Here is a 26,245-nt window from a genome sequence, read left to right on the forward strand (position 1 = left end):
CGTGCGTCCTTTCGGACGCACAAAGGACGCTCTAACTCTTTCAATCCTCGCATCGTGCTTTCCGAAAATGATTCCGATTCTCGGGCCGATGCGCCGGCCTGAGAAATAGTGGCTAGCGCGCCGCGCCGTCATACGCCTTCACTGTCAGCGCGCCGAGATCGACCGCGGGAATGCAGCGCAGATTGATCGAAGCCATTGCCGCGCCGTCCGGACCCACGCCTTCGCCGAACGGTGCAATGCCGCAATTGGCGCAGAAGTGATGCCGGATGACATGCCGGTTGAAAGTGTAGGTCGAGACATTGTCCTCCGGTGTTTTCAGCACCAGCTTCTCGCGCGGCACGAAGGCCAGAAGTCCGCCCCGCCTGCGGCAGAGCGAGCAGTTGCAGTCGAGCGCCTCGGTGAATTCGCCTTCGACTTCGAAAGCCACATTGCCGCAATGGCAGCTTCCTTCATGGAGCATGTCGTCCTCCCTACATCCAGTCCATCACAACCTTGCCGGAATTGCCTGACCGCATCGCCTCGAAGCCGTCGCGGAAATCGTCGATGCCGATCCGGTGGGTGATGACGGGCGCGAGATCGAGGCCGCCCTGGACGAAAGCGATCATCTTGTACCAAGTCTCGAACATCTCGCGGCCGTAGATGCCCTTGAGATTGAGCATCTTGAAGATCACCTTGTTCCAGTCGATCTCGAAGCCCGCCGGCGCGATGCCGAGAATGGCGATCTTGCCGCCATTGTTCATCTTGTCGATCATGTCGCGGAAGGCAGGTGCGGCCCCTGACATTTCGAGCCCGACGTCGAAACCCTCCGTCATGCCGATCGCCTTCATCACGTCGGCGAGGTTTTCCTTCGATGCGTCGACGACGTAATCGATGCCGAGCTTGCGCGCCAGCTCCAGCCGGTGTGGATTGATATCGGTGATGACGACCTTGCGGGCGCCGGATCGCTTGGCGACGAGCGCGCCCATGATGCCGATCGGCCCGGCACCGGTGACGAGCACGTCCTCACCGACGAGATCAAAGGAAAGCGCGGTGTGCACGGCATTGCCGAACGGATCGAAGATCGCGGCGATCTCGTCTGATATATCATCCGGGATCGGCACGACATTGCTTTCGGGAATGCAGACGAATTCGCCGAAGGAGCCTGGGCGGTTGACGCCGACACCGAGCGTATTTCGGCAGAGATGCCCCCTGCCCGCCCGGCAGTTGCGGCACTTGCCGCAGACGATATGCCCCTCACCGGAGACCCGCTCGCCGACATGATAGCGGGTGACCGCCGAGCCGATCTCGGCGATCTCGCCGGAGAATTCATGGCCGACTACCATCGGCACCGGAATGGTCTTCTGTGCCCACTGGTCCCAGTTCCAGATATGGACGTCGGTGCCGCAGATCGCCGATTTCTTCACCCGGATCAGCACATCGTTCGGCCCAACCTCGGGCACCGGCACATTCTCCATCCAAAGCCCGACTTCCGGTTTCGCTTTGACCAGCGCCTTCATCATGTTCGACATCAACGATATCCCGCCTTGTTCTGGTGCCCGACTTTGCGACTCCCTCTTCTCCCCGTCGGGGAGAAGGTGCCCGTAGGGCGGATGAGGGGGCGGCACGGCACGCCATATAAACCTTACTTTGTTCCTCGCTTACCGCTCGAAACGTCGCTTCGCTCCTCCCCCTCTTCTATCCTGACGGACATCTCTGCCTGGGTCGAGCCACGGGTCTCGACCCGTCCTTGGGACCCCCGCTGGGGAGAAGAGGGAGATGGCAACGCTATTCTCAAATCACACCCAGTTCCCGCCCTGCCTCGGCAAAGGCCGCGATCGCCCGCTCCACATCCGTCCGCGAATGCGCCGCCGACATCTGTGTGCGGATGCGGGCCTGGCCTTTCGGCACGACGGGGAAGGAGAAGCCGATCACATAGATCCCCCTCTTCAGCATCAGGCCGGCCATATCCTGGGCGAGTTTGGCGTCACCCAGCATGACGGGGATGATCGGATGGCCTTCGCCGGCAAGTGTGAAGCCGAGCTTGGTCATCTCTGTGCGGAACAGATCCGCATTGTCGGAAAGACGCTTGCGCAAGGCATCGCCGTTTTCGATGAGGTCGAACACCTTGAGCGAGGCGGCGGCAATGACGGGCGCCAGGGTGTTCGAGAACAGATAGGGCCGCGAGCGCTGTCGCAGCCATTCGACGACTTCCGCCTTGGCGGAGGTATAGCCGCCCGAGGCGCCGCCGAGCGCCTTGCCGAGCGTGCCGGTGATGATGTCGATTCGGCCCTCGACGCCGCAATGTTCGGCGGAGCCGCGACCGTTCTTACCGACGAAACCGACGGCATGGCTGTCATCGACCATGACCATCGCGCCGTATTTCTCGGCGAGATCGCAGACACCGTCCAAATTGGCGATGATGCCGTCCATCGAGAAGACGCCGTCGGTGGCGACCAGTTTGAAGCGGCTGCCTTCGGCCTTTTTCAGTTCCTCCTCGAGCGCCGCCATGTCGTTGTTGGCGTAGCGAAAACGCTTGGCCTTCGAAAGCCTGACGCCGTCGATGATCGAGGCGTGGTTCAGCGCGTCCGAGATGATCGCGTCCTCCTCCGAGAGCAGCGTTTCGAAGAGACCACCATTGGCGTCGAAGCAGGAGGAATAGAGGATCGTGTCTTCCATGCCGAGGAAGGCGGAGATGCGCGCTTCGAGCTGCTTATGCTCCTCCTGCGTACCGCAGATGAAGCGCACCGAGGCCATGCCATAGCCGTATCGGTCGAGCGCCTTCTTGCCGGCCTCTGCCAGCTCCTCGTTGTCGGCAAGGCCGAGATAGTTGTTGGCGCAGAAATTCAGCACCCGCTCGCCGGTGGAAATCGCGATCTCGCCCGCCTGCTTGGAGCTGATGACACGCTCGGATTTATAGAGGCCGGCATCCTTCAGCGCCGAAATTTCAGCTTGGAGATGGGAGAGAAATTGCGAGGTCATGGGGCGGCCCTTCGTGAAGATTTCTCTACAGCGCCGCGCGTCTTTTCAGACGCGCAAAGGACGCCGTAACACTTTGAATTTGCGCATCGTGCTTTCCGAAAATCAATTCCAATTTCGGGCCGATGCGCCAGCCGAGTTAGCATATCACCATCTGCTTGTCTTCTTCAGCGCTGGACCGAGATCAGCACGAACATCGGCCGGTCCAGCTCCTCCGCCCAATCTGGATTGTCGTGGAGCTCATCTTCGTTCGGGCTCCACTCCTCGACATGGCGAATGGCAAAACCGGCCGCGATCAAGGTGTTGAGCGTCGTGCCGAGCTTGCGGTGCTGCTTGACGACACCTTTGGCGAGCCAGTCGGTGGTGCGTGGACCTTCGACGGAATAGCGGTCGAGCGGCCAGATGCGCCGCCCCTCGGCATCGGCCGCCCAGGCCGGGTGGGTCGGCGCCATGAAGATCGGATGCTCGATGGTGAAGACGAATTGCGATCCCGGCAAAAGCGCGCGATGGACCGTCGCGACCAGACCGGCGAAATCCTCGATATAATGCAGCGCCAGCGAGCTATAGGCAAAATCGAAAGAAGCTTGAGCAAGCCTGAGATGCTCGAGATCGGCGATCTCGTAGGTAATCACGGCTTCAGCCGTATCGGCCCTCGCTCTGGCGATCATCTTTTCGGAGATGTCGAGCGCCAGCACGCTTGCTGCACCCTGGCTCATGGCGAAACGCGAAAACCAGCCGAACCCGCAGCCGAGATCGACGATACGCTTGCCGGCAAGATCAGGCAGCAGCGCACGCACGGCCGGCCATTCGGACGCCCCGTCGAGCCCGTGAACGGATCGTCTCATGCCGCTATATCTGGCGAAGAATTCCGGTCGGTCGTAGATATTCTGGGCCATCGGCGCTCCTCCTCCAGAGGCAGCACTACCATGCCCCCTCGCCCGATCTCAAGGATCAGGCGGGCCGTTGTCCTGCGCCAGGATGATCTCCAGGAAGGCATCGCCGTAGCGTTCGAGCTTCGCCTGCCCGACACCTGATATGGCGAGCAATTCCTTGCGGCTGCGCGGCTTCTCGGTGGCGAAGGCGATCAGCGTCGTATCGGGAAAGACGACATAGGGCGGCACGCCGAGCGATTTCGCAATCGCCATACGCTCGGCCCGCAGCGCCTCGAAGAGACTGCCGTCGGCGCCCGATAGTCCCGATTTGCGCTCGCTGCGCTCCGCCTTCTTCGTGCGCCGTTCCGAGGCAGGCCGGTCTTTGCGGAAGAACACCTGTCGCTCGTGCTTGAAGACGGCGCGCGCCTCCGGTTCCAGCTTCAGCGCCCCGTAAGCCTCATGATCGACGCGGATCAATCCCATGGCAAGCAACTGGCGGAAGACCGACTGCCAGACGCGCGCCTGAATATCCTTGCCGGCGCCGAAGACCGGCATTTCGGCATGGCCGAAACGTTCGGTCTTTTCGTTGACATTGCCGAGGAGCACGTCGATGACATGGCCAGCGCCGAAACGCTCGCCGGTGCGATAGATGGCGGCCAGCGCCTTGATCGCCGCCTCCGTGCCCTCCCAGGTCTCGACCGGCTTCAGGCAAATGTCGCAATTGCCGCAATGGCCGGCATGCGCCTCGCCGAAATGGGCAAGGATCGCCTGGCGGCGGCAGGAGGCGGTCTCGCAGATCGCCAGCAATGCGTTGAGCTTGGCGCGTTCGACCCGTTTGATCTCCGCGGCGGCATTTCCCTCGTCGATCATCCGGCCGCGCTGGATCACGTCGGCCATGCCATAGGCCATCCAGACCTCGGACGGCAGGCCGTCGCGGCCGGCACGCCCGGTCTCCTGATAATAGGCCTCGACGGAGCCCGGCAGATCGAGATGGGCGACATAACGCACATTCGGCTTGTCGATGCCCATCCCGAAGGCAACGGTGGCGACCAGGCAAAGGTTCTCTTCTTTGAGGAAGGCATCCTGATTGGCGTCACGAACCGACCTGTCCATGCCGGCATGATAGGCAAGCGCGCGGATGCCCTGACCGTTCAGCCATTCGGCCGTATCCTCGACCTTGGCGCGCGACAGACAATAGACGATGCCGCTGTCGCCCTTGTGGCCGGACAGGAACCGCAACAGCTGCTGGCGCGGCTGGTCACGCTCGACGATCTCATAGGCGATGTTCGGTCGGTCGAAGCTGGTGGTGAATATCTGGGCGGCATCGAGCCCCAGCCGCTCGATGATGTCGTCGCGTGTGTGCGGATCGGCCGTCGCAGTCAGCGCAACGCGCGGCACACCGGGATATTGCTCGCCGAGCCGGCCTAGCGCGCGATATTCCGGCCGGAAATCATGGCCCCATTGCGAGACGCAGTGGGCCTCGTCGATGGCAAACAGCGCGATCTTCTCGTTGGCGATCAGCTCGCGGAAACCATCGGTCAGAATGCGCTCGGGCGTGACGTAGAGAAGGTCGAGCTGGCCCGCCGAAAGCGCGCGGCGAACCTCGACGAACTCCTCGCGCGACAGCGATGAATTGAGTGCCGCGGCGCGGATGCCGAGCTGCTTCATCGCCTCGACCTGATCGCGCATCAGCGCGATCAGCGGCGAAACAATGATGCCGACGCCATCGCGGCAAAGCGCCGGGATCTGGAAGCACAGTGATTTGCCCGCACCAGTCGGAAAGAGCACGACCGCATCGCCACCGGAAACCACGTGCTCGACCACCTGCTGCTGCTTGCCGCGGAAGGAGGAATAGCCATAGACCTGCTTGAGAATATCGAGCGGCGAGCGGCCGGAAGAAAACAGCACGCCGGAAGCGGAAAAACCCGGTTCATTCCGTTCAGTCAGCGACATCAGTGGTTCGCCGCCCCTTTGACGCGGCCAGAAAGCACGCCGAAGCCATCGATGATTGCCTCCTGGTTCTCAAGGCGCACCCCTTCGAAATGCACTTCCTGCTGCGCTCGCATCAGCTGAACGATCGCCTCGCCGTCGCCGGCTTCGGTCGCCAGCGCGATCTCGCGCTCGAGCTCGATCTTCTGCCGGCGCAGCGCCTTCGCCCGCTTGTGGGAGGCCAGCGCCTGGCGGTATCCCTCACGCGCGTCCTCCATCGCCGCCTCCTCGGTCGCGATCCACAGCCGGGCATTGCGCACCTGCTGGTCGAGGCTCTTGATGAGCGGGCCGAAGCCTTCGAATTCCAGCCTTTCGGTCAGATATTCGCGCGTCAGATGCGGGCCGGCGACGGCCGCGGCTGCCCCCAGCATCGCCGACCAGAGCCGCTGCAGCTCGCGGCTGTCATATTCGATCGCGGCGATCTCGTCATAATCGTCGATCATCAGCGAGGGGTGATTGACGACGGTCAGCGCCAGCACGCATTCCCGCAGCGCCGTATTGTTCTGGTGGCCGCGCACCGGGCCTGACCGGGCGAGCCTTTCGGAAATGACGCTCGGGCTTTTCGGCCCTGCCATGCCGGCATTGTCGCGGCCCGTCCGGTAATTGCCATTGCCGTTGAAGCCGCCGCGGCGATCGCCATTGTTGCGGTTCTGGAACTGCGGCTGGAAGAAGGCGTTCAGCCGGTCGCGAATATCCTGCTGGTAGTGGCGGCGCACGTTCTCGTCGACGATGACGGCGACCAGTTGCTTCAGCCGCGCCTCCAGTTCGGCGCGCGCCTCGGGCGTATCGAACTTGCCGGTGTTGATCTCCCGGCTCCAAAGCATCTCGGAGAGCGGCTTTGCCTGGCTCATCACCTTGTCGAAAGGCGCGCGCCCGTCATCGCGCACGAGATCGTCGGGATCCTTGCCGTCGGGCAGAAGCGCAAAGCGAACGGAACGGCCAGGCTTCAGATGCGGCAGCGCCAGTTCGGCGGCGCGATTGGCGGCGCGGATGCCGGCGCCGTCGCCGTCGAAGCAAAGCACTGGTTGCGGCACCATCTTCCAGAGCAGCTCGAGCTGGTTTTCGGTGAGCGCTGTGCCGAGCGGCGCGACGGCATTCTCGATGCCCGCCTGATGCAGCGCGATCACGTCCATATAGCCTTCGACGGCGATGATGGTGCCGGTCGCATTGTCATCCTGAGAATCGCCGCGGCCCGGTCCCTGGATCGCGCGCCGCGCACGGGCGAAATTGTAAAGGACGTTGCCCTTGTGGAAGAGCTCCGTCTCGTTGGAGTTCAGATATTTCGCCGGCGCGTCGGCCGACATGGCGCGGCCGCCGAAAGCGATCACCTTTTCCCGCGACGAAAGGATCGGGAACATGATGCGGTCGCGGAAACGATCGTAGGAAACCGGCACGTTTTCATGGACGACCAGACCGCAGGCCTCGATCTGGTCCTTGGAGACACCCTTGCCGGCGAGAAATTCCTTGAGCGCATTACGGCTGTCGGGCGCATAGCCGAGACGGAAGGTCTCGATGGTGCGCCCCGTCAATCCGCGGTCGCGCAGATAGGCGCGCGCCCTCGCCCCATTCGCCGTCTGCAACTGATCCTGGAAAAATTGTGTCGCCATTTCCATGACGTCGATCAACGAGCCGCGCTCCTTCTCGCGCTTCTCCATCACAGGATCGGCAAGCGGCATCGGCACGCCTGCCATATCGGCGATCTGCTGCACCGCCTCGGGAAAACTCAGGCCCTCCAGCTCGGTGAGAAAGCGGAAATGGTCGCCGGTGACGCCACAGCCGAAGCAGTGGTAGCGGCCCTTTCGGTCCTCGCAGTGAAAGCTCGGCGATTTCTCGCCGTGGAACGGGCAGCAGGCCCAATAATCGCCGCGCGACACATTGGTCTTGCGCTTATCCCAGCTCACGCGGCGCGCGATCACGTTCGAAATCGGAACGCGGTCGCGGATATCATCGAGAAAGGTGTTGGAAAAGCGCATTTATACCTCTTGGCCAACCTCCATATAAGCTGCTTTGCCGCTCCATGCCACGAAACTTGTCATGAAAACCCGCTATTCACAGGCTATGTGGCCGTCATCGGCGGCTCCGGTTATCCGATCAACAACGCGTTATCGCCCCCTGCGACAGGGTGCGACATTATTGTCCCTTCAGAGCCGGAATTCCGCCGGCAGAAAAACTTCAGCAAGCGCAGCGGTCTCTGACGGAGACGAAGAATCCCCTTTAGAAACAAAAGATTAGCACCTCTGATGATTGCACCTCATCAACCTCCGCGCCACCTCCCGAGACTCCGCTTCGACGCCTCCCAAACCGCCGATTCCGGCAATTATTATTTTTTTGTAATTTGAATAAGCCGCCGCACCGCAATAGGTTCGATCTCAACAAAGCGATCCCCGAGCGAAGCACCATCCCTACCCCCGGCGCCGCTTCGCAAGGGTGCCTTTGCAAATACCCTCCGGCTTGGGCTTCGGCCCTGCGTGCCGGTGGAAGCAAAGAGCAAGAAGGCAGGAGCGCCCCCAGCTCCTGCCTTCTTAAATTTTTGGCTCTCCCTGCGACAACTCTCCCTTTGAAATTAACCGCTTATTGACAAAACCATTGACAGGCGGCGCTCGCATGAAAGATGTATGCGCCGAACTCCCTGGACCTCTCCAAATGGCTTTTACCGCGGACAATCTTGCAGCAGACGATCGCTTTCTCGCTGCCATCCTGCATTGCGCCGATCAGATGCTCTCCATCTATCGTGAGAGCCCGCGCATCGCCTCGATCTTCGCCGCGCAGCAGCGCTGGCTGATGGCCCATGCCGGCTTCGCGCTTCATTACGGTTATTCCGACGACGGGAAGAGCGGCGGCCTCTATTCCGGCCGCTTCATCGATTTTGCGGTCAGGAACGACATCGCCAGCCGCAACACGGCCGCGGCCTTCATGCAGGAGATGCTGGCCTATCGCTTCCTGCGACCGGTTCCCGGCCCCGACAAGCGCACACGCTACCTCGAGCCCACCGAAATCGCCGAGCAGCATTTCACCCGATGGCTCGTCGCCCATATGATGATCCTCGACAGTCTCGACGGCGGTGAGCGCGCCGATAAGATCACCGCCGATCCCTCTGCGATGATGGCAGCAATCCAGCCGCTGATCGCAAGGGCGATCATCGGGAGTGAAGCGGTGCGCAATCCGGGCGCCACCTTCAACCTCTTCAACTGGGCAAATTCCGGCGGCCTGGTGATGGATTACCTGATCTCGCGGCTTCCGGAATTTCCAAGGACGGCCGACCGCGTCGTTCTCGGTCCTCTGTCGCTCAGGGAAATCCGTGAACAGTTCATGATCTCCAACACCCACCTGAAGCGGCTTCTGACGCAGGCAGCGACCATGGAAAGCGTTGGCTGGACAGAACCCTCCCGCAAGGGCGACTTCTGGCTGTCGGGCCACTTCATCGGCGAATATTGGAATTATCAGGCGGCGAAATTCGCCATCATCGATGCCGCAGCGGAAGCGGTGCTCGGGCCTGCGGTTCGTAACGAACCGCAGGCAAGGCTCGTCATCTGAGGCTTATCCGTTCAACAGTTCCTTGACGGTCGCCGACGCCTTGGCAAAATCCATCTGGCCGGCATAACGCTCCTTCAGCGCCGCCATCACCTTGCCCATGTCCTTGGCGCCCGCTGCACCCGTCTCGGCGATGATCGCCGACACGTTGGCGCGCACTTCGCTGTCTGAAAGCTGCTTCGGCATGAAATCCTGAATGACGATGATTTCGGCACGCTCCTTGGCGGCAAGCTCCGGCCGGGAATTCTCCTCGTAGATCTTTGCCGATTCGTCGCGCTGCTTTACCATCTTAGCGAGGATCTGCAGGATTTCGTCGTCGCTCGCCTGTTCCTTGGCAATGCCGCGATTGGCGATATCGCGGTCCTTGACCGCGGCCTGGATCAGCCGGACGGTGGAAAGCCGCTCTGCATTCTTGGCCTTCATCGCCTCTTTCAGCTGGGTGGCGAGTTGATCGCGCAGCATGGTCTTCACTCCTGTTTTGATGCCGCTTCATAAACCACGCTGATGCGGGGGATCAAATAAATTGCGCGGTCAGTGCGATAAAGCGCAGGAAAATGGCAGCAATCTCGGCTACAAAGATTGACGCTAAGCGATTGCGTGGCTATTTACCGCCACCTGCACCAAAATTCGTGATCAGGCCTGAAGCGCGCGGCATTGCCGCGTCCACGCGCCTGCGAGATCAAAAGGCGGCGAGCCGCGGCAACGCGCGCACCGAACGCCGGAAACGGGATGAAGATGACCGCGACAGCACCCTGGACAATCGAGAAGCCGACCGCCCTGCTCGTTCTTGCCGACGGCACGGTCATCGAAGGCAAGGGCATCGGCGCCACCGGCAAGGTGCCGGCCGAAGTGGTCTTCAACACCGCGCTGACCGGCTATGAGGAGATCCTGACGGATCCCTCCTATCTCGGCCAGATCGTCACCTTCACCTTCCCGCATATCGGCAATATCGGCACCAACGATGAAGACATCGAGGATCTGACGCCTGCCGCCCGTCACGGCGCCGTCGGCGTCATCTTCAAGGCCGACATCACTGACCCCTCGAACTACCGCGCCGCCAAACACCTCGACCAATGGCTGAAGGCCCGCGGCGTCATCGGCCTTTGCGGCATCGACACGCGCGCGTTGACCGCCTGGATCCGTGAGAACGGCGCCCCGAACGCGGTGATCGCCCACGACCCGAACGGCGTCTTCGACATCGAGACGTTGAAGGCCGAAGCCAAAGCCTGGAGCGGCCTCGAAGGTCTCGACCTCGCCAAGATCGCCTCGTCGGGCCAGTCCTCGCAATGGACCGAAACGCCGTGGGTGTGGAATGAAGGTTACGGTGAACTCAAGGCGACGGAGGCGAAATACCACGTTGTCTGCCTGGATTACGGCGTCAAGCGCAACATCTTGCGCCTGTTTGCAGGCCTCGGCTGCAAAGTGACTGTTGTGCCGGCGGCAACGAGTGCCGAAGACGTGCTCGCCATGCAGCCGGACGGCATCTTCCTGTCGAACGGCCCGGGCGATCCGGCGGCAACCGGTGAATATGCCGTGCCTGTGATCAAGACGCTTGTTAAGACCGATATCCCGGTCTTCGGCATCTGCCTCGGCCACCAGATGCTGGGCCTCGCACTCGGCGCGAAGACCGAGAAGATGCATCAGGGCCATCACGGCGCCAATCACCCTGTCAAGGACCATACCACAGGCAAGGTGGAGATCGTCTCGATGAACCACGGCTTCGCGGTCGACTCGAAGTCGCTGCCAGATGGTGTTGAAGAGACTCATATTTCGCTTTTCGACGGCACCAATTGCGGCCTGCGTGTCCTCGGCAAGCAGGTTTTCTCCGTCCAGCACCATCCGGAAGCCTCTCCGGGCCCGCAGGACAGCCACTATCTCTTCCGTCGCTTCATCAACATGGTGCGTGAGAAGAACGGCGAACCGGCGCTCGCCGAGCGCTGATTTCAAACAATGCCCATTTCAGATGAAGGCCCACCCAAGTGGGCCTTTTTCTTTAATCGCCTGTTGACCTCAACTTAACTTGAGGAACTACAGATCTGCCTGCAAACATTTGATGCGGGAGAAAACCGGATGAACGGCGTTTTCTACAGGATCGACAAGTTCGCCGTGCCGGCCCCGGCGCGCGACGAGTTCCTGATGCATATGGTGTGCACACATGCCTTGCTGCAGGCGCAGCAAGGCTTCACCCGACACTCTGTCCTGGAGCAGGTCGCCGGCCCCGGCGAATTCAACTTCGTGACGATCGCCGAATGGGAAAATGCCGAGGCGTTCGAGCAGGCGCAGGCAGCGGTCGCCGCCGCGCAGGCGACGGCAAACCTTAGTCCGCAGGAAACGTTCGAACGGCTCGGCATCCGCGCCGATATCGCCGGCTACAAGCCGGTCGCAGCCTGACCAGGAGATATCAGGCGCCGGCCGTCACTCCTTCGCGGCGAAGGAGAAGGTAGAAGCGCGCGCAGAGCATGACGGCGGCGGCGGCCAGCCCGACGAGGAAGCCGAACCAGATGCCGATGCCGCCGAAACCCAGCGGGAAGGCAAAGGCCCAGGCAAGGAAGAAGCCGATCGGCCAGTAGGCGATCAACGCCATGATCATCGGCACGCGTGCGTCCTTGAGGCCGCGCAGCAATCCATTGGCGATCACCTGCAGCCCGTCGACGAGCTGGAAAAGCCCGGCAACGACGATCAGCGGCCCGGCATAGGCAAGGACCTCGGGCGCCTCGGCCGCATTGACGTCGAGGAACCAGCTGCCGAGGAATTGCGGCATGGTGGCAAAGAGCACAGAACCCACCGCCGAAATGGCGCAGGCGAGGACGAGCACCGTGATCGAAGCGCGCACCAGCCCCTGATAATCACCCTGCCCGTGCGCGACACCGACGCGCACCGTCGCCGCCTGGCTGAGGCCGAGCGGGATCATGAAGGCGATCGAGGCCCATTGCAGGGCAATGCCATGAGCCGCAAGCTCGATCGTGCCGATATAGCCCATCAGGAGCGAAGCCACCGTGAACAGGCTGACCTCGGCAAGGATGGTGACGCTGATCGGGAAACCAAGCCGGATGACCTCCAGCAGCGCATGCCAGTCGGGCTTCCAGAACCGCACGAAGATCTCGTAGCGCCGAGTCTCCTCCCGCCGCTGCACGAAAGCCAGGATGAAGATGAAGCCGGCCGTCTGCACGACGACCGAAACGATCGCAGCACCTTCGAGCCCCATCGCCGGAAAGCCGAAATGGCCGAGGACAAGGATATAGGCGAAGATCGCGTTCATCACCAGCGTGGCGATGGTGACGTTGAGGATGATACCCGCCTTGCCGATGGCGCTGACCAGCGCCCGCATGACGTTGAAGAGCAGCGCCGGCAGCACGCCGAACTGGCCGATCATGATGTAGCCGTGGGCGAGCTTGGCCACCTCGGGCTTCTGCTGCGCGAAGAGAAGGATCTGCTCCGAATTGAAGAAGGCCGGCTGCATGATCACCCAATAGGCGATCACCACCCACAGACCCATGCGCAGCGACCGGCGCACCGACACGACGTCGCCGCGGCCATAGGCCTGCGCCACCATCGGAATGACGGCGATGGCAAAGCCCGAGCCGAAGATCAGGATCGTGAACAGGAACTGCGCCGCAAGCACCATCGCCGCTAGATGCTCGGCGCCGAGCCGGCCGACGATCATGACGTCGGTGGTGTTGATGCCGAGCTGGGCAAGCTGCGCGCCGATCAGCGGAATGCCGAGCGCCAGCGTTGCACGGAAATGTGCGCCCCAACGATTATCGGCTGTCGGCGCAAGCCTGCGCGTGTCGATCGGCGTGTCCATGACACCAGTCCTGTGATTGAAATATGCGTCGCCGCAGCTTGCGGCGAAATAACATCCGGACTTAGAGCAAAGCCCCGCAAAGAACTACCCCAGATGAGGCAAATGATGAAAAATTCATCATCGCATCAGCGTTTCTGATCGATCAACCTGCCGCTTCCAGCGCCTGGGCAGGCTCACGGACCCGGACCCGCATGAGGAACACGCCGGCGGCCAACAGGATGAACAGGGCGGCGGCAAGATAGGGCGCGCCGGCAAAAGTGACCGGCGCCTCGGGCCGCGTGAAATAACCGAACATCTGCGTGAAGATTAGCGGTCCGAGGATGGTGGTAATGCTGCTGAGGCTGGTGAGCGCGCCTTGCAGCTCGCCCTGTGCCGAGGGCGGCACCATGCCGGCGGCGATGCTGCGCAGCGGCGGATCGGCGACGTTTTCCATGACAGTCGCAACGATGATGACATAGACGACCCAGCCCTCCCAGGCGAAGGCATAACCGGTGAGCCCGACGGCCGAGAAGCAGAGGCCGAGAAGAGCGGTCTTCCACTCGCCGAGCACCGGCACGATCCGCGGCAGAACCAGGCCCATGACGATCGCGGCGCCGATGCCGTAAATGCCGAGCGACAAACCGATCTGTCCCTCGCTCCAACCGTAGCGATAGGTCGAGACGAACGACCAGACCGAGGGATAGACCGCATGCGCCAGGAAGAACAGGAACATGACGAGGCTGACCCAACCGATGCCGGGATAATGGCGCATCTGGCGCAACGCGCCGAGCGGATTGGCGCGCTTCCACTCGAACCGGCGGCGGTTTTTCGCCTCCAGCGTTTCCGGCAGCAGGAAGCAGGCGGCGATGAAATTGACCAGCGATAGCGCGGCCGCGCCAAGGAACGGCACACGCGGGCCGAATTCGCCGAGCAAACCGCCGATGACGGGACCGATCGTGAAGCCGACGCCGAAGGCGATGCCGATCAGCCCGAAATTCTTCGCGCGGTTCTCCTCCGTGCTGATATCGGCAATATAGGCCGAGCAGGTGGCGAAGCTGCCGCCACTGATGCCGGCAAGCACGCGGCCGACGAACAGCATCCAGTAGCTGGTGGCGATGCCACAGATGAAATTGTCGATCGCGAAGGTCAGCACCGAAAGCAAAAGGATCGGCCGACGGCCGAAACGGTCGGACAGGTTTCCGAGCAGCGGCGCAAACAGGAATTGCATGCCGGCATAGACGAGCATCAGCCAGCCGCCGTCAATCGCCGCATCGCTGACGCTGCCGCCGGTCAGTTGCTCCAGATAAGCGGGCAGCACCGGCATGATGATGGCGATGCCGATAATGTCGAGGAAGAGGATGATAAAGACCAGAAAAAGGCCGCGGCGAACGAATTTAGGGTCAAGCATGAGGCATCTCTACAGCGATCGGTTCTGAAAAGACGATCTCGTCGCCAAGAAAGTGACATAGCTCAGAAAGGAAACCGAAACAATCCGTGAACATTTCAAAGTTTTTGATAATGCAGAACGGGAAGTTTATGAGACGTCTCAACCGAGGGGCGCGCGCTGCCGTTCCAGCTTCAGAAAATCGACGAAGGCGCACAATGGTGCCGGCATATGCCGTCGACTGGCGTAATAAAGATACGGACCGGAAAATTCGCTGGCCCAATCGTCGAGGATAGCGACCAGTTGACCGGAGGCGAGGCCCGATTCCAGGAGCTCTTGGAATGAGCTGATGATGCCCAGCCCCGCGACGGCGGCGGCGAGCTCTATCTCGATCGAATTTGACGTAAGCGCACCGCTTGGCGAGATGGCAAAAGTCTCCCCGCCGCGCTCGAATTCCCAGGTGAGCCCGATCCCGCTGAGAAAGCGATGCCGGATGCAGCTGTGCTCCAGCAGGTCACGCGGATGTTGCGGCATACCCCTTTCCTGCAGATAAGCCGGTGAAGCGGCGGTGACATAGCGCTGCCGGCTCGGACCGATCGGCACGGCGATCATGTCGCGCTCGATGCGCTCGTCATAACGGATGCCGGCGTCGAAACCGGCGGCGAGCACGTCGATGAACGTATCCTCGGCGACGATCTCCAGCTCGATCTCGGGATAGAGCTTCAGGAACCGGCAGGCAATGTCGGGCAGGAACAGCCGCGCCGCGACCGTCGGCACGTTGAGCCGCAGCGTGCCGGCCGGCCTGTCGCGGAAATTGTCGAGCGCCCCGAGTGCGGCGGCGACCTCGCCGAGCGCCGGCTCTAGTTGCGCCAACAATCGTTCCCCGGCGGCCGTCGGCGTGACGCTGCGCGTCGTCCGATTGAGCAGGCGCACGCCGAGCCGCTCTTCCAGCCGCCGCAGCGAGTCGCTGAGCGATGAGGCCGAAACCCCACGCTTGCGGGCGGCGGCGCGAAAGCTGCGCTCCCTTGCAATCGCCGTGAAGGCATCCAGATCACTCAAGGGAAGATCGCTCATTGTGCATTTTTCCGTACGGCCTGTTCGACACTATCCGGATTATCGCACAAATACGAAAGCGCTAAAACGGTGTCCGGCAGCGCCGCCCCGGCGCGGACGTCCGATAGCGCGCCGCTCCGGCGCAAAGAAGGAGAAGACAATGCAGACCTATCGTTTGGGAAAGACCGGACCTGATGTCTCGGCCATCGGCCTCGGCTGCATGGGCATGTCGGGCATGTATGGTCCCTCAGATCGCGCAGAAAGCATCGCGACGATCCATGCCGCGCTCGATGCCGGCGTCAACCTGCTCGACACCGGCGATTTCTACGGCATGGGCCACAATGAAATGTTGATCGGCGAGGCATTGAAGGGCCGCAGGCGCGAGAACGCCGTCATCAGCGTCAAGTTCGGCGGCCTGCGCGATCCGGTCGGCGGCTGGAACGGCATTGACGCCCGCCCGGTCGCGGTCAAGAATTTCCTCGCCTATTCGCTGCAGCGCCTCGGCGTCGACTATATCGACATCTACCGCCCCGCCCGCCTCGATCCGAACGTGCCGATCGAGGACACCGTCGGCGCCATCGCAGATTTGGTCAAGGCGGGTTATGTCAGGCATATCGGCCTGTCGGAAGTCGGCGCCGATACGATCCGCCGCGCCGCCACTGTTGCCCCGATCGTCGACCTGCAGATCGAATATTCGCTGATCTCACGCGGCATCGAGGAGAAGATCCTGCCGACGACACGTGAACTCGGCATCTCGATCACCGCCTACGGCGTGCTGTCGCGCGGCCTGATCAGCGGCCACTGGCAGAAGGGCCAGGGTGCGACGGCAGGCGACTTCCGTAATTACAGCCCACGCTTTCAGGAAGGCAATATCGAGCAGAACCTCGCTCTGGTGGAGAAGCTGCGCGAGATCGCCGAGGCAAAGAGCGTCTCGGTCGCCCAGATCGCCATCGCCTGGGTCGCCGCCAAGGGCAAGGATATCGTCCCGATCATCGGCGCTCGCCGCCGCGACCGACTGAGCGAGGCGCTCGGCTCACGCGCCGTCGACCTGTCGCCAGAAGATTTCGAAGTTATCGAACGCGCCGTGCCGAAAGACGCGGCCGCGGGTGGGCGTTATCCCGAGCATATGCTGCAGCATATGGACAGCGAGAAGTAAGCAAGGGATGGAAGGGGCTGCGATGTGCTTGTGCCATGCGCCCCTTCTCACTACTCCTCAAATCGGGCCGGAGAACGTATCGCAGGCTGACAACTGGCCGCTGTCGAAGCCACGCTTGAACCATCTGACGCGCTGCTCCGAGGTGCCGTGGTTGAAGCTTTCCGGCACGACATAACCCTGTGACCGCTTCTGCAGCGAGTCGTCGCCGATCTGCTGGGCGGCGTTCAGCGCTTCCTCCAGATCGCCGGACTCCAGCAGGCCCTTCTGCTGGGTATATTTGCCCCAGATGCCGGCGAAGCAATCGGCCTGCAGCTCGACGCGCACCGACATCTTGTTGGCGTCGGCCTCGCTCATGCGCTGACGAGCCTGGTTGAACTTCGGCAGGATTCCGAGCAGGTTCTGCACGTGATGGCCGACCTCGTGGGCAACGACATAAGCCTCGGCGAAATCGCCGGACGCGCCGAAGCGGTCGGAAAGCTCCTGGAAGAATTCGGTATCGAGATAAACCTTGTGGTCGCTGGGGCAGTAGAACGGGCCTGTTGCAGATGATGCGGAGCCGCAGGCCGATGCCGTCGAGCCCGAGAACAGCACGAGGCGTGGCTCCTCGTAATTCTGGCCCTGCGCCTGGAAGATGCCCTGCCAGGTATCTTCGGTCTCGGCAAGAACGGTACGCATGAAAGCAGTCATCTCGTCATTGGCGGGCGTGCGTGTTCCGCCGGACTGGCTCTGCTCGTAGCCGGGACCGCTCGTCGTGCCGCCGGTATCGAGCACCTGCATCAGGTCGATGCCCATCGCCTTGAAGATAAAATAGATGACGACGAGGAAGATGATCGTACCGATGCTGAGGCCGCCGCCGGCGCGGCGAACGCCGCCGCCGGAAGGGAAATTAAAGCCGCCGCCGCGGCCGAAACCGCCACCGGTCGGATCGCTGCGGCGATCTTCGATATTGTCGGACTGACGCCGGCCTCTCCATTCCATCTTCGCTCTCCCCGGCAATGCCTGTGCTTGCACTCAAGGAGTCTATATATCCGTCGGCGGCTGGAATTCCAGCGACTTCATCGGGCAATCAGGCGCCTGCGTCGGCGGCGCGATTCTCCTCACCCGGACGGTAGTGTATCGTCCCGCCGCTGTTATAACCCGTTGCGATGATGAAATCGCAGATGCGGCGCAACATCGGCTAATCATCTTCTCGACCGATGTGCGTGACGAGAGCGGCACTCCTCTACCATTTCACGCTGAACCCGACCTTCGCCCCGATGGCGTTGCTGTCGCCAAAGTCCTTGAGGCTCGTGCGGGCAAAGGCTTCGCCGTTGAGCGCATAGCGGTCGTCCGACCAACTGAGCGAGCCGCCCACACCAAGGCCGCCCCAGAGCGCCTGGTTCTCGCTGACGAGGCTGGTCCCCGAGACATCGACATCCGAGCCGTTGAGGAAGTCATGATAGAGATTGGCGATGCCGTAGAGCTTCACGCGGTTGATCTTTCCGGAGGCATCCTTCCAGTCGCCGTCATAATCGGCCGAGATGCCAAGACGGCCGGTCAGGCTGTCGCCGTCGTCGAGCGATACATCGGCGCCATATTGATCGGTGAAGCTGTCGAAGCGCACGGAGGAATAGGCAAGCTGCGCCTGCGGCGTCAGCGACCACTGGTTCGTCAGCGCGATCTTCTGGCCGGCTTCGACGCTGAACCCATAGCCGAAGCCGTCATTGCCGTCGGTAAGCGTGGTACGAAGGGTCGAGGATTTGAGATCGCTGCTGTACCAGGTCACGCCAGCCTGCGTATCCACGTAAAAGCCGCTATTGCCGTACCAGGTCAACGTGCCGTCGAAGCCGTAGCCTGTCGTGTCGATGTCACCCTTCCCGAAGCGCGAGGAAATGTCGGCCGAGGCGGTATCGACATGGAAGCTCACGCCGCCGATCAGCGCGCCGGCTCCGCTTTCATGCAGCATTCCGTCGACGCCCGCCTGCAGCGTCCAGCTATTTACATCGTATTCGGTGCCCGCCGTCGAGGTCTCCGGCTCAAAATGCGAATGCGTTCCATCGATGCGCGTCCAGATCGCCCTTGTTGGCCCGTTCCCGGCGTCGTCGGCCGATTGACCGTCGTCTTCCTCGCGCCCGCCAGTGCGCTGGCGCAGCGTGCCGAACTCATTGAGGCTCTGCAGCACGCCGGCATAGGCTTCGTAGAGCGGCACACCGGGCGCATAGAGTGGCACGACCTCGGTGCCGGAGGGATCGCGCAGGGCCGAGCGAAGATACCAGTCGCCGTCCGCCGGGGTACTGGTGCCTCCTTGGTAAAGGCGATAGCCATAGGCCCCGGCGACCACGGCTTGATCCCCTTCGAACACATAGTCACCAAGCAGCGAGAAGCTGCCGGCCGAGGTGCCGCCGACATCGACGATCTTGATGCCTTCGACGGTTTGCGCGCCACCGCCTCCGAGGTTGATCACTTTGACATTGGTTGTGCCTGACGTGTTGCCGGTGACGACGAGGCGGTCGGTCGATGACGTATCGTCGCCGAGCACGCTCTCGATTTCGAGCGTGCCGCCGCTGCCGGTATAGTTGCCGGAGATCGTCAGCGTGCCGATCGAATTGCCCGGCGCGATCGTGCCGGCATTGATCACATCGCCGAAGATCGTGCCGGTGCCGCCGAGAATGCCGGCTCCCGATGTCGTGACCGGGCTGGTGATCGAGCCGTTGACGGCAAGCCGGCCACCGCTCACCGTCGTCGCGCCGGTATAGGTGTTGACGCCCGAAAGCGTCTGCCTGCCTCCAGTGACGCTCAGTCCGCCCGTGCCGCCGATGACGCCCGCGAACGTGTCGTTGGCATTGGTGATCGTCAGGGTTTGGGCTCCGAGCGCCACGGTGCCGCTGCCGGCCAGGCTCTGGATGGTAGGAGATGCAGAGGCGGAAACGTCAAAAGTGCCGTCGGCGACAACCCGGCTCGAACTGGCGATGGCGCCGGCGCCGGAAAGGGCGAGGCTGCTGCCGAAGTCGATCTGCGTCTGGCCTGAGTAAATGCTGTTTGCCAGCAGGCTGAAAGTACCGCCACCCGTGACGGTCAGACCGCCGACGCCGGTGAACCCGGACGCTGCGTCGGTGCCCAGCGCGAAGCCGGCGGTGTCAATCGTCAGCCCGCCGGCGAGCAGATTGAGCTCAGTACCGTTGAAACTGTTGATGAAGGTGGCATTATTGGCCCCCGCGCGCAGAATTCCGTTGTCAAAATTGGCCTGGCTCCCGCCGGGGCCGCCCCGAAGGGACAGCGTCTGCAACGTGCCGCCGCCGCTGATGTTGAGTGTGCCCGACGACACGGCATTGCCACCCAGCACCGTATTGGACCCCGTGGTGACTTGTCCGTCGTTCTCAACGTTGAGCGTGCCGATGCCGAAAAAGCCGACATAAAAAGTTCCGCTTGGTATGTTCCATTGCGATCCAGGGCCGGTGACAGTGACGGTCCCGGCGCTTCCGGCTGGTACCCCAAGCCGGGAGCTGCCCGTGCTGGTCAGACGGCTGCCGTTCTGGATCGTCAAAGTCCCAGGCACAGTAGCGCTCTGGCCGACATTTATAGTACCCACCGAGACGCTGACCGGGCCGGTGACACCGAGGATTGCCGGTGTATTGCCCGGTGCACCCGGCGTACTGATGTTGACGGTTGCACCGGCACCAGGAACGGTGCCTCCCGACCAGTTACTCCCGTCCGTCCAGTCGCTGCTTGTCAGTCCGTGCCAGTCAGCGGTTTGAGCCGCCCCGGCGGATAGGACCACAAGCGCCGCCGCCGATACAGTCGAGAGGTACCGGTGTCGCCGAACTGACCACCGACGCCTTCCCGCGCCACTTACCGCAGTTCTCCTGTTAAATAAGACACCCGCCCGCATTATATCGCCCCTCAAAATACTCTTAGGGATTGACTCTAAACGGGATTCAACCGGAATTAACAACCCAGTCGCGAAAAGAACTAGCGGGTGTTCAGAAATTGTCACAGGCGCGGGTGAAAAATGCCATCGGACAGCTCGGCAAGCGGCCGCGAGTTCAGCCGCCATTATCTTGGTTAGCCAAGGTCGTAGGCCCTGACGAAGCGAAAGAGCGGCGCGCCCTGGTCGTCCTTTGCCCGCGCTTCAAGGCCTCGTCTTCGGGTCGCTTGAATCAGGGTTTTCTATAAGTTGGGCCGCATTTTCTGCCAATTGAATTTCCGTCCCACTTTCGTTGACCGCATCCCTTAGTTTTCAATGGCTTGCGATTTGAACGCTTGGGCCGGTCAGCCGCTGGCCGCCGTTTAGTGCCGAGATCTCGCGCGCAAACTCTCCGCTCGCTTCCGCCGCTTCCCCCCAAAACCCCTTACAGATCAGACGGTCCCGCGAATTCCCGGTAATTCCCAGATAATACCGGTTAGTGCCATGTGCTCTTGCGGGTTACATCACCGCCGCAGCAAGGGCAGCCGGCCATTCCGCTCCGGTGAAGACGACCGCGTGCATGATCCGGCCAGGCACGAAAGTGAACAGGCCGGCGAGGACGATGCCGCCGAAATAAAGGCCGGCGACGATGCGTTTGTGCAGACGGATATCGCCGCGGCGGGCCGCCGCGATCGCATTCCAGCTGCCGAACAATGTTGCGATCGACAAAAGATGGATCGGGCTGAACCCGTAGAAGAGATCGACTTGGTGAATGAAGAAACTTGATATTGCCGTTACAATCATCAGCACCATCCAGATCCTGCCGAGCAGCCGGTGCAGCGGCGTGCCCTTGGGGCGCAACAGGATATAGGCGCCGAGAAGGGCCGCCGGCGTAACAGCGGCGACATGGATCTGAACGGCGAGCGGGGCATCGAAGAGCGGTTCGAGGGTCATGAGCGGCATCCGGTTGAATTCGATCGCTCTTTCCGCCAAGACTTCATCTGCCTCAATCCGAACCGCGCGAACGGCAGGAAAACTTCGTGATTCACCCCTTCTTGCAATCCACGCTTCGCGAATTGCAGGTCTTTCTCCACTCCCGGCGCTTCTGGGGAACCTTTGCCGCGATCGTCCTGCTCTTTGCCTTCACCGGCCCCTACGGCACGATGCAAAGCATGGCCTTCGGCGAACGCCTCGCCTATTGGCTGAGCCTGCATGCCCTTGCCTGGGTGATCGCCATCCTCTGCGCGGTCGCGGCCGAAAGACTGCTGCGGGAGGTGATCGTTTCCATGTTCGCCCGCATGATGACGGGTTCGCTCGCCGCCGCCCTGCCGATCGGCTTTGCCATCGGCCTCGTAGACTATGTCTTCACCGGCGAAACGACCACGCTGCAGAGCGGCCTGCAGCGCGCGCTTTTTGCGGTGCCGCTCTGCGCCCTCTTCTGCCTTTTGACCTACATGGCGATGAGCCAGAAAATCGCCGAAGCCGCAGCACCTGAGGAAACCGGCCATGGCACCTCGATCCTCGACCGGCTGAAGCCTGAGAACCGTGGCCCGCTGCTGCGCCTTTCCGTCCAGGATCACTATACCGAGGTGGTGACCGGCCGCGGGCGCGAACTGGTGCTGCTGCGGTTTGCCGACGCACTGAAGGAAACCGCCGCAACGCCGGGCCTTCGCGTTCATCGCTCGCACTGGGTGGCCGACGCCCATGTCGAAAGCCTGAAACGCGACAATGGCAGGCTGCTGATCCTCACCCGCGACGGCACGAAAATCCCGGTCAGCCGCAGCTATGCCGAGGATGTGCGCCGCCGCTTCACCTAAAGAAGACGCGCCAAGCGCTTGACGGGACTCCCGCTTTCGCTCTTCCGGAAGCAGGGCGGCGGCGAAATCCGGGTGGTGGTCGTGCCTGACGGGAAATAGTCTTTCGCGCCGTGTTGGATTCCTGTCGATTCCGCGATTTATGGGGTTCCGTTTGCAAATACATTTGCCTATAAGCCGCTTCTAGCCTGAAAAGACCCAGCATGCGCGACCCGACCCGGTGATCTCCCACCCTGGCCGGCTTTCTGCGCAGCCAGAAAACGGAAGCACTCATGCCGAAGCGCCAAGATATCAAATCGATCCTCATCATCGGCGCGGGACCGATCGTCATCGGCCAGGCTTGTGAGTTCGACTATTCCGGCACCCAGGCCTGCAAGGCGCTGAAGGAGGAAGGCTACCGCGTCATCCTCGTCAACTCCAACCCGGCGACGATCATGACCGATCCGGGCCTTGCCGACGCCACCTATGTCGAGCCGATTACCCCCGAAGTCGTCGCCAAGATCATCGCCAAGGAGCGCCCGGATGCGCTGCTGCCGACCATGGGCGGCCAGACGGCGCTGAACACCGCGCTTTCGCTGAAGCGCATGGGCGTGCTCGACCGTTACAATGTCGAGATGATCGGCGCCAAGCCCGCCGCCATCGACATGGCCGAGGACCGCGCGCTGTTTCGCGAGGCGATGGCCCGTATCGGGCTGGAAACCCCGCGCTCGATGCTGGCGAACGCCACCGACATCAAGGACCTCGACCGCAAGACGCACGAGGCCGAGCGCAACAAGCTGCGCGAAAGCCTCTCCGGATCCGATCTCGACAAGGCGCTGGACGAGCTGGAAAACCAGTGGAACCTCGGCGAGAGCGACCGCAAGCAGCGTTACATGAGCCATGCCATGGCGATTGCCGCCCAGGCGATCGACCATGTCGGCCTGCCCGCCATCATCCGCCCCTCCTTCACGCTCGGCGGCACCGGCGGCGGCATCGCCTACAATCGCTCGGAATTCTTCGAGATCGTCGGCGGCGGCCTCGACGCCTCGCCGACCACCGAAGTGCTGGTCGAGGAATCGGTGCTCGGCTGGAAGGAATATGAAATGGAGGTCGTCCGCGACAAGGCGGACAACTGCATCATCATCTGCTCGATCGAGAACATTGATCCGATGGGCGTCCACACCGGCGATTCGATCACCGTCGCGCCGGCGCTGACGCTGACGGACAAGGAATACCAGATCATGCGCAACGCCTCGATCGCGGTGCTGCGCGAAATCGGGGTCGAGACCGGCGGCTCGAACGTCCAGTTCGCCGTCAATCCGAAGGACGGCCGTCTCGTCGTCATCGAAATGAACCCGCGCGTCTCGCGCTCGTCGGCACTCGCCTCGAAGGCCACCGGCTTCCCGATCGCCAAGATCGCCGCCAAGCTCGCGATCGGCTATACGCTGGACGAACTGGATAACGACATCACCGGCGGCGCAACGCCTGCCTCCTTCGAACCGTCGATCGACTACGTCGTCACCAAGATCCCGCGTTTCGCCTTCGAGAAATTCCCCGGCGCCTCGCCGGTGCTGACGACCGCGATGAAATCGGTCGGCGAAGTCATGGCGATCGGCCGCACCTTCGCCGAATCGCTGCAGAAGGCGCTGCGTGGCTTGGAAACCGGCCTGACGGGCCTCGACGAGATCGAGATCCCCGGCTTTGAAGAGGGCGAATCCAGCCAGAACGCCATCCGCGCCGCAATCGGCACACCGACGCCCGATCGCCTGCGCATGGTCGCCCAGGCGCTGCGCCAGGGCATGAGCGAAGCCGAAGTCCACGAAGGCTGCAAAATCGATCCCTGGTTCATCGCCGAACTGAAGGCGATCGTCGAGATGGAGGCCCGGATTCGCGAGCACGGCCTGCCTGATGATGCCGCTAACCTGCGCATGTTGAAGGCCATGGGCTTTTCCGACGCGCGCCTGGCGACACTAACCGGCAAGCGCCCGAAGGAAGTCGCCGAATTCCGCAACAGCCTGAACGTCCGGCCTGTCTTCAAGCGCATCGATACCTGTGCGGCCGAATTCGCCTCGCCGACCGCCTATATGTATTCGACCTATGAGACGCCTTTCGTCGGCGCCGCTCGCTCCGAAGCTGAAGTCTCCGACCGCAAGAAGGTTGTTATCCTTGGCGGCGGCCCGAACCGGATCGGCCAGGGCATCGAGTTCGACTATTGCTGCTGCCACGCCGCCTTCGCGCTCAAGGATGCGGGTTATGAGGCGATCATGATCAACTGCAACCCGGAAACCGTCTCGACCGACTACGATACGTCGGACCGCCTCTATTTCGAGCCGCTAACGGCCGAAGACGTGATCGAGATCCTGCGGGCAGAACAGGAAAAGGGCGAAGTCGTCGGCGTCATCGTCCAGTTCGGCGGCCAGACGCCGCTGAAGCTCGCCGAGGCCCTCGAAAAGAACGGCATCCCGATCCTCGGCACCGCGCCTGACATGATCGACCTTGCCGAGGACCGCGACCGCTTCCAGAAGCTCCTGATGAAGCTCGACCTCAATCAGCCGAACAACGGCATCGCCTATTCGGTCGAGCAGGCCCGCATGGTTGCCACCGAAATCGGCTTCCCGCTGGTCGTACGTCCCTCTTACGTGCTCGGCGGCCGCGCCATGCAGATCCTGCATTCGGAAGGCCAGTTGCAGACCTACCTGCTCGATACCGTGCCTGAACTCGTGCCTGAGGATATCAAGCAGCGCTATCCCAACGACAAGACCGGCCAGATCAACACCCTGCTCGGCAAGAACCCGCTGCTCTTCGACAGCTATCTCAGCAACGCCATCGAAGTCGATGTCGACTGCCTCTCCGACGGCACCGATGTCTATGTCGCCGGCATCATGGAGCATATCGAGGAAGCCGGCATCCATTCCGGCGACAGCGCCTGCTCGCTGCCGCCGCGCTCGCTGTCGGTCGAACTGCTCGACGAGCTGGAGCGCCAGGCCAAGGCCATGGCCAAGGCGCTCAATGTCGGCGGCCTGATGAACGTCCAGTTCGCCATCAAGGATGGCACCGTCTACGTTCTCGAAGTCAATCCGCGCGCCTCGCGCACCGTGCCCTTTGTCGCAAAGACCATTGGCGCGCCGATCGCCAAGATCGCCGCCCGCGTCATGGCCGGCGAGAAACTCGATGCGACCTTTGCCGCCTATGGGCAAAAGCCCGATCCGCGCAAGCTGAAGCACATCGCCGTCAAGGAAGCCGTCTTCCCCTTCGCCCGCTTCCCCGGCGTCGACACACTGCTCGGCCCAGAAATGCGCTCGACGGGTGAAGTCATCGGCCTCGATACCGATTTTGCGCTGGCCTTCGCCAAGTCGCAGCTCGGCGCCGGCGTCGAGCTGCCGCGTGACGGGACGGTCTTCGTCTCCGTCCGCGACGCGGACAAGCCGCGCGTGCTGCCGGCGATCCGCATCCTCGTCGAGCAGGGCTTCAAAGTGCTGGCGACCGGCGGCACTGCCCGCTTCCTTGGCGAAAACGGCATCACCGCTACCAAGATCAACAAGGTGCTCGAAGGCCGTCCGCACATCGAGGACGCGATCCGCAACCGCCAGGTCCAGCTCGTCATCAACACCACCGATGGCAACAAGGCGATCTCGGACTCCAAGTCGCTCCGCCGTGCGACGTTGATGCAGAAGGTGCCCTACTACACGACGATGGCAGGCGCAGAGGCCGCCGCCCAGGCGATCAAGGCGCTAAAAGCCGGCAATCTGGAAGTGCGGCCGCTGCAGAGCTATTTCGCCTGAGATACCGAACGCCACCGCTCGATGAGCGATGGCGCCAGCCTTGCCGCTGAGGCATCGCCGGAG

Annotated in this window: 19 protein-coding genes; 6 read left to right on the top strand and 13 right to left on the bottom strand. The window is 62.1% G+C overall.

All coding sequences use genetic code 11. The features are described from left to right. Nucleotides 1–112: 112 nt before the first annotated feature. From ACD590_RS15320 to dnaG, 6 genes are all read right to left on the bottom strand, one after another. Nucleotides 113–460, bottom strand: coding sequence for a GFA family protein (locus ACD590_RS15320; protein ID WP_028732902.1), 348 nt, complete (start codon nucleotides 458–460; stop codon nucleotides 113–115). A 10-nt stretch (nucleotides 461–470) separates the two neighbouring features. Further along, nucleotides 471–1,508, bottom strand: coding sequence for an L-threonine 3-dehydrogenase (gene tdh / locus ACD590_RS15325; protein WP_047618441.1), 1,038 nt, complete (start codon nucleotides 1,506–1,508; stop codon nucleotides 471–473). A gap of 262 nt (nucleotides 1,509–1,770) precedes the next feature. After that, nucleotides 1,771–2,958: a glycine C-acetyltransferase gene (locus ACD590_RS15330; RefSeq protein ID WP_439002996.1), complete on the bottom strand. Its 1,188-nt coding sequence runs from the start codon at nucleotides 2,956–2,958 to the stop codon at nucleotides 1,771–1,773. 164 nt (nucleotides 2,959–3,122) lie between these two features. Then, nucleotides 3,123–3,851 (bottom strand): class I SAM-dependent methyltransferase, encoded by a 729-nt coding sequence (locus tag ACD590_RS15335; protein WP_439002997.1) that lies wholly within the window; start codon nucleotides 3,849–3,851, stop codon nucleotides 3,123–3,125. A gap of 48 nt (nucleotides 3,852–3,899) precedes the next feature. Then, complete coding sequence (recQ, locus tag ACD590_RS15340; protein ID WP_439002998.1) at nucleotides 3,900–5,780, bottom strand: DNA helicase RecQ; 1,881 nt, start codon at nucleotides 5,778–5,780, stop codon at nucleotides 3,900–3,902. Continuing rightward, nucleotides 5,780–7,789, bottom strand: a complete 2,010-nt coding sequence (dnaG, locus tag ACD590_RS15345; RefSeq protein ID WP_439002999.1) for a DNA primase — start codon at nucleotides 7,787–7,789, stop codon at nucleotides 5,780–5,782. The genes recQ and dnaG overlap by 1 nt, the downstream gene beginning before the upstream one ends. A 670-nt stretch (nucleotides 7,790–8,459) precedes the next feature. On the opposite strand from dnaG, the gene ACD590_RS15350 reads away from it, so the two are divergent. Further along, nucleotides 8,460–9,350, top strand: coding sequence for a hypothetical protein (locus tag ACD590_RS15350; RefSeq protein WP_130729311.1), 891 nt, complete (start codon nucleotides 8,460–8,462; stop codon nucleotides 9,348–9,350). 3 nt (nucleotides 9,351–9,353) lie between these two features. Here the strand turns inward: ACD590_RS15350 and ACD590_RS15355 are convergent, their stop codons facing one another. Beyond that, entirely contained in the window at nucleotides 9,354–9,809 is a 456-nt protein-coding gene (locus ACD590_RS15355; protein WP_439003000.1) for a GatB/YqeY domain-containing protein, read from the bottom strand. A gap of 273 nt (nucleotides 9,810–10,082) precedes the next feature. On the opposite strand from ACD590_RS15355, the gene carA reads away from it, so the two are divergent. Both carA and ACD590_RS15365 read left to right on the top strand, forming a co-directional pair. Further along, entirely contained in the window at nucleotides 10,083–11,288 is a 1,206-nt protein-coding gene (gene carA / locus ACD590_RS15360; RefSeq protein ID WP_439003545.1) for a glutamine-hydrolyzing carbamoyl-phosphate synthase small subunit, read from the top strand. Between the two features lie 129 nt (nucleotides 11,289–11,417). Then, complete coding sequence (locus tag ACD590_RS15365; protein ID WP_065276157.1) at nucleotides 11,418–11,738, top strand: antibiotic biosynthesis monooxygenase; 321 nt, start codon at nucleotides 11,418–11,420, stop codon at nucleotides 11,736–11,738. 10 nt (nucleotides 11,739–11,748) lie between these two features. On the opposite strand, the gene ACD590_RS15370 is transcribed toward ACD590_RS15365, so the two are convergent. The 3 genes from ACD590_RS15370 to ACD590_RS15380 form a co-directional block, all read right to left on the bottom strand. After that, nucleotides 11,749–13,152, bottom strand: a complete 1,404-nt coding sequence (locus tag ACD590_RS15370; RefSeq protein ID WP_018242985.1) for an MATE family efflux transporter — start codon at nucleotides 13,150–13,152, stop codon at nucleotides 11,749–11,751. A 142-nt stretch (nucleotides 13,153–13,294) separates the two neighbouring features. After that, nucleotides 13,295–14,539, bottom strand: coding sequence for a TCR/Tet family MFS transporter (locus tag ACD590_RS15375; RefSeq protein WP_018242986.1), 1,245 nt, complete (start codon nucleotides 14,537–14,539; stop codon nucleotides 13,295–13,297). A 138-nt stretch (nucleotides 14,540–14,677) separates the two neighbouring features. Then, the gene (locus ACD590_RS15380) at nucleotides 14,678–15,589 is read right to left on the bottom strand and encodes a LysR family transcriptional regulator (RefSeq protein ID WP_439003001.1); all 912 of its coding nucleotides are present in this window, start codon (nucleotides 15,587–15,589) and stop codon (nucleotides 14,678–14,680) included. A 139-nt stretch (nucleotides 15,590–15,728) separates the two neighbouring features. Here ACD590_RS15380 and ACD590_RS15385 point away from each other — a divergent pair, with 139 nt between their 5' ends. Then, complete coding sequence (locus tag ACD590_RS15385) at nucleotides 15,729–16,724, top strand: aldo/keto reductase (protein ID WP_113542320.1); 996 nt, start codon at nucleotides 15,729–15,731, stop codon at nucleotides 16,722–16,724. Between the two features lie 57 nt (nucleotides 16,725–16,781). Here ACD590_RS15385 and ypfJ read toward each other — a convergent pair whose 3' ends face one another. The 3 genes from ypfJ to ACD590_RS15400 all read right to left on the bottom strand — a co-directional run bounded on the left by ypfJ (nucleotide 16,782) and on the right by ACD590_RS15400 (nucleotide 21,600). Further along, the gene (gene ypfJ / locus ACD590_RS15390) at nucleotides 16,782–17,702 is read right to left on the bottom strand and encodes a KPN_02809 family neutral zinc metallopeptidase (protein WP_112904300.1); all 921 of its coding nucleotides are present in this window, start codon (nucleotides 17,700–17,702) and stop codon (nucleotides 16,782–16,784) included. A gap of 244 nt (nucleotides 17,703–17,946) precedes the next feature. After that, nucleotides 17,947–20,247, bottom strand: a complete 2,301-nt coding sequence (locus tag ACD590_RS15395; RefSeq protein WP_439003546.1) for an autotransporter family protein — start codon at nucleotides 20,245–20,247, stop codon at nucleotides 17,947–17,949. An 879-nt stretch (nucleotides 20,248–21,126) separates the two neighbouring features. Next, nucleotides 21,127–21,600: a DUF2306 domain-containing protein gene (locus tag ACD590_RS15400; RefSeq protein WP_439003002.1), complete on the bottom strand. Its 474-nt coding sequence runs from the start codon at nucleotides 21,598–21,600 to the stop codon at nucleotides 21,127–21,129. Between the two features lie 47 nt (nucleotides 21,601–21,647). On the opposite strand from ACD590_RS15400, the gene ACD590_RS15405 reads away from it, so the two are divergent. After that, nucleotides 21,648–22,424 carry a LytTR family DNA-binding domain-containing protein gene (locus tag ACD590_RS15405; RefSeq protein ID WP_427148773.1) on the top strand — a complete coding sequence of 259 codons (777 nt, stop codon included), beginning with the start codon at nucleotides 21,648–21,650 and terminating at the stop codon, nucleotides 22,422–22,424. A 269-nt stretch (nucleotides 22,425–22,693) separates the two neighbouring features. Continuing rightward, nucleotides 22,694–26,182, top strand: coding sequence for a carbamoyl-phosphate synthase large subunit (gene carB / locus ACD590_RS15410; RefSeq protein WP_112904308.1), 3,489 nt, complete (start codon nucleotides 22,694–22,696; stop codon nucleotides 26,180–26,182). Nucleotides 26,183–26,245 lie beyond the last annotated feature (63 nt).

The sequence above is a fragment of the Rhizobium sp. 862_C5_N1_2 genome (assembly GCF_051811205.1).
Lineage (GTDB): Bacteria > Pseudomonadota > Alphaproteobacteria > Rhizobiales > Rhizobiaceae > Rhizobium > Rhizobium leguminosarum.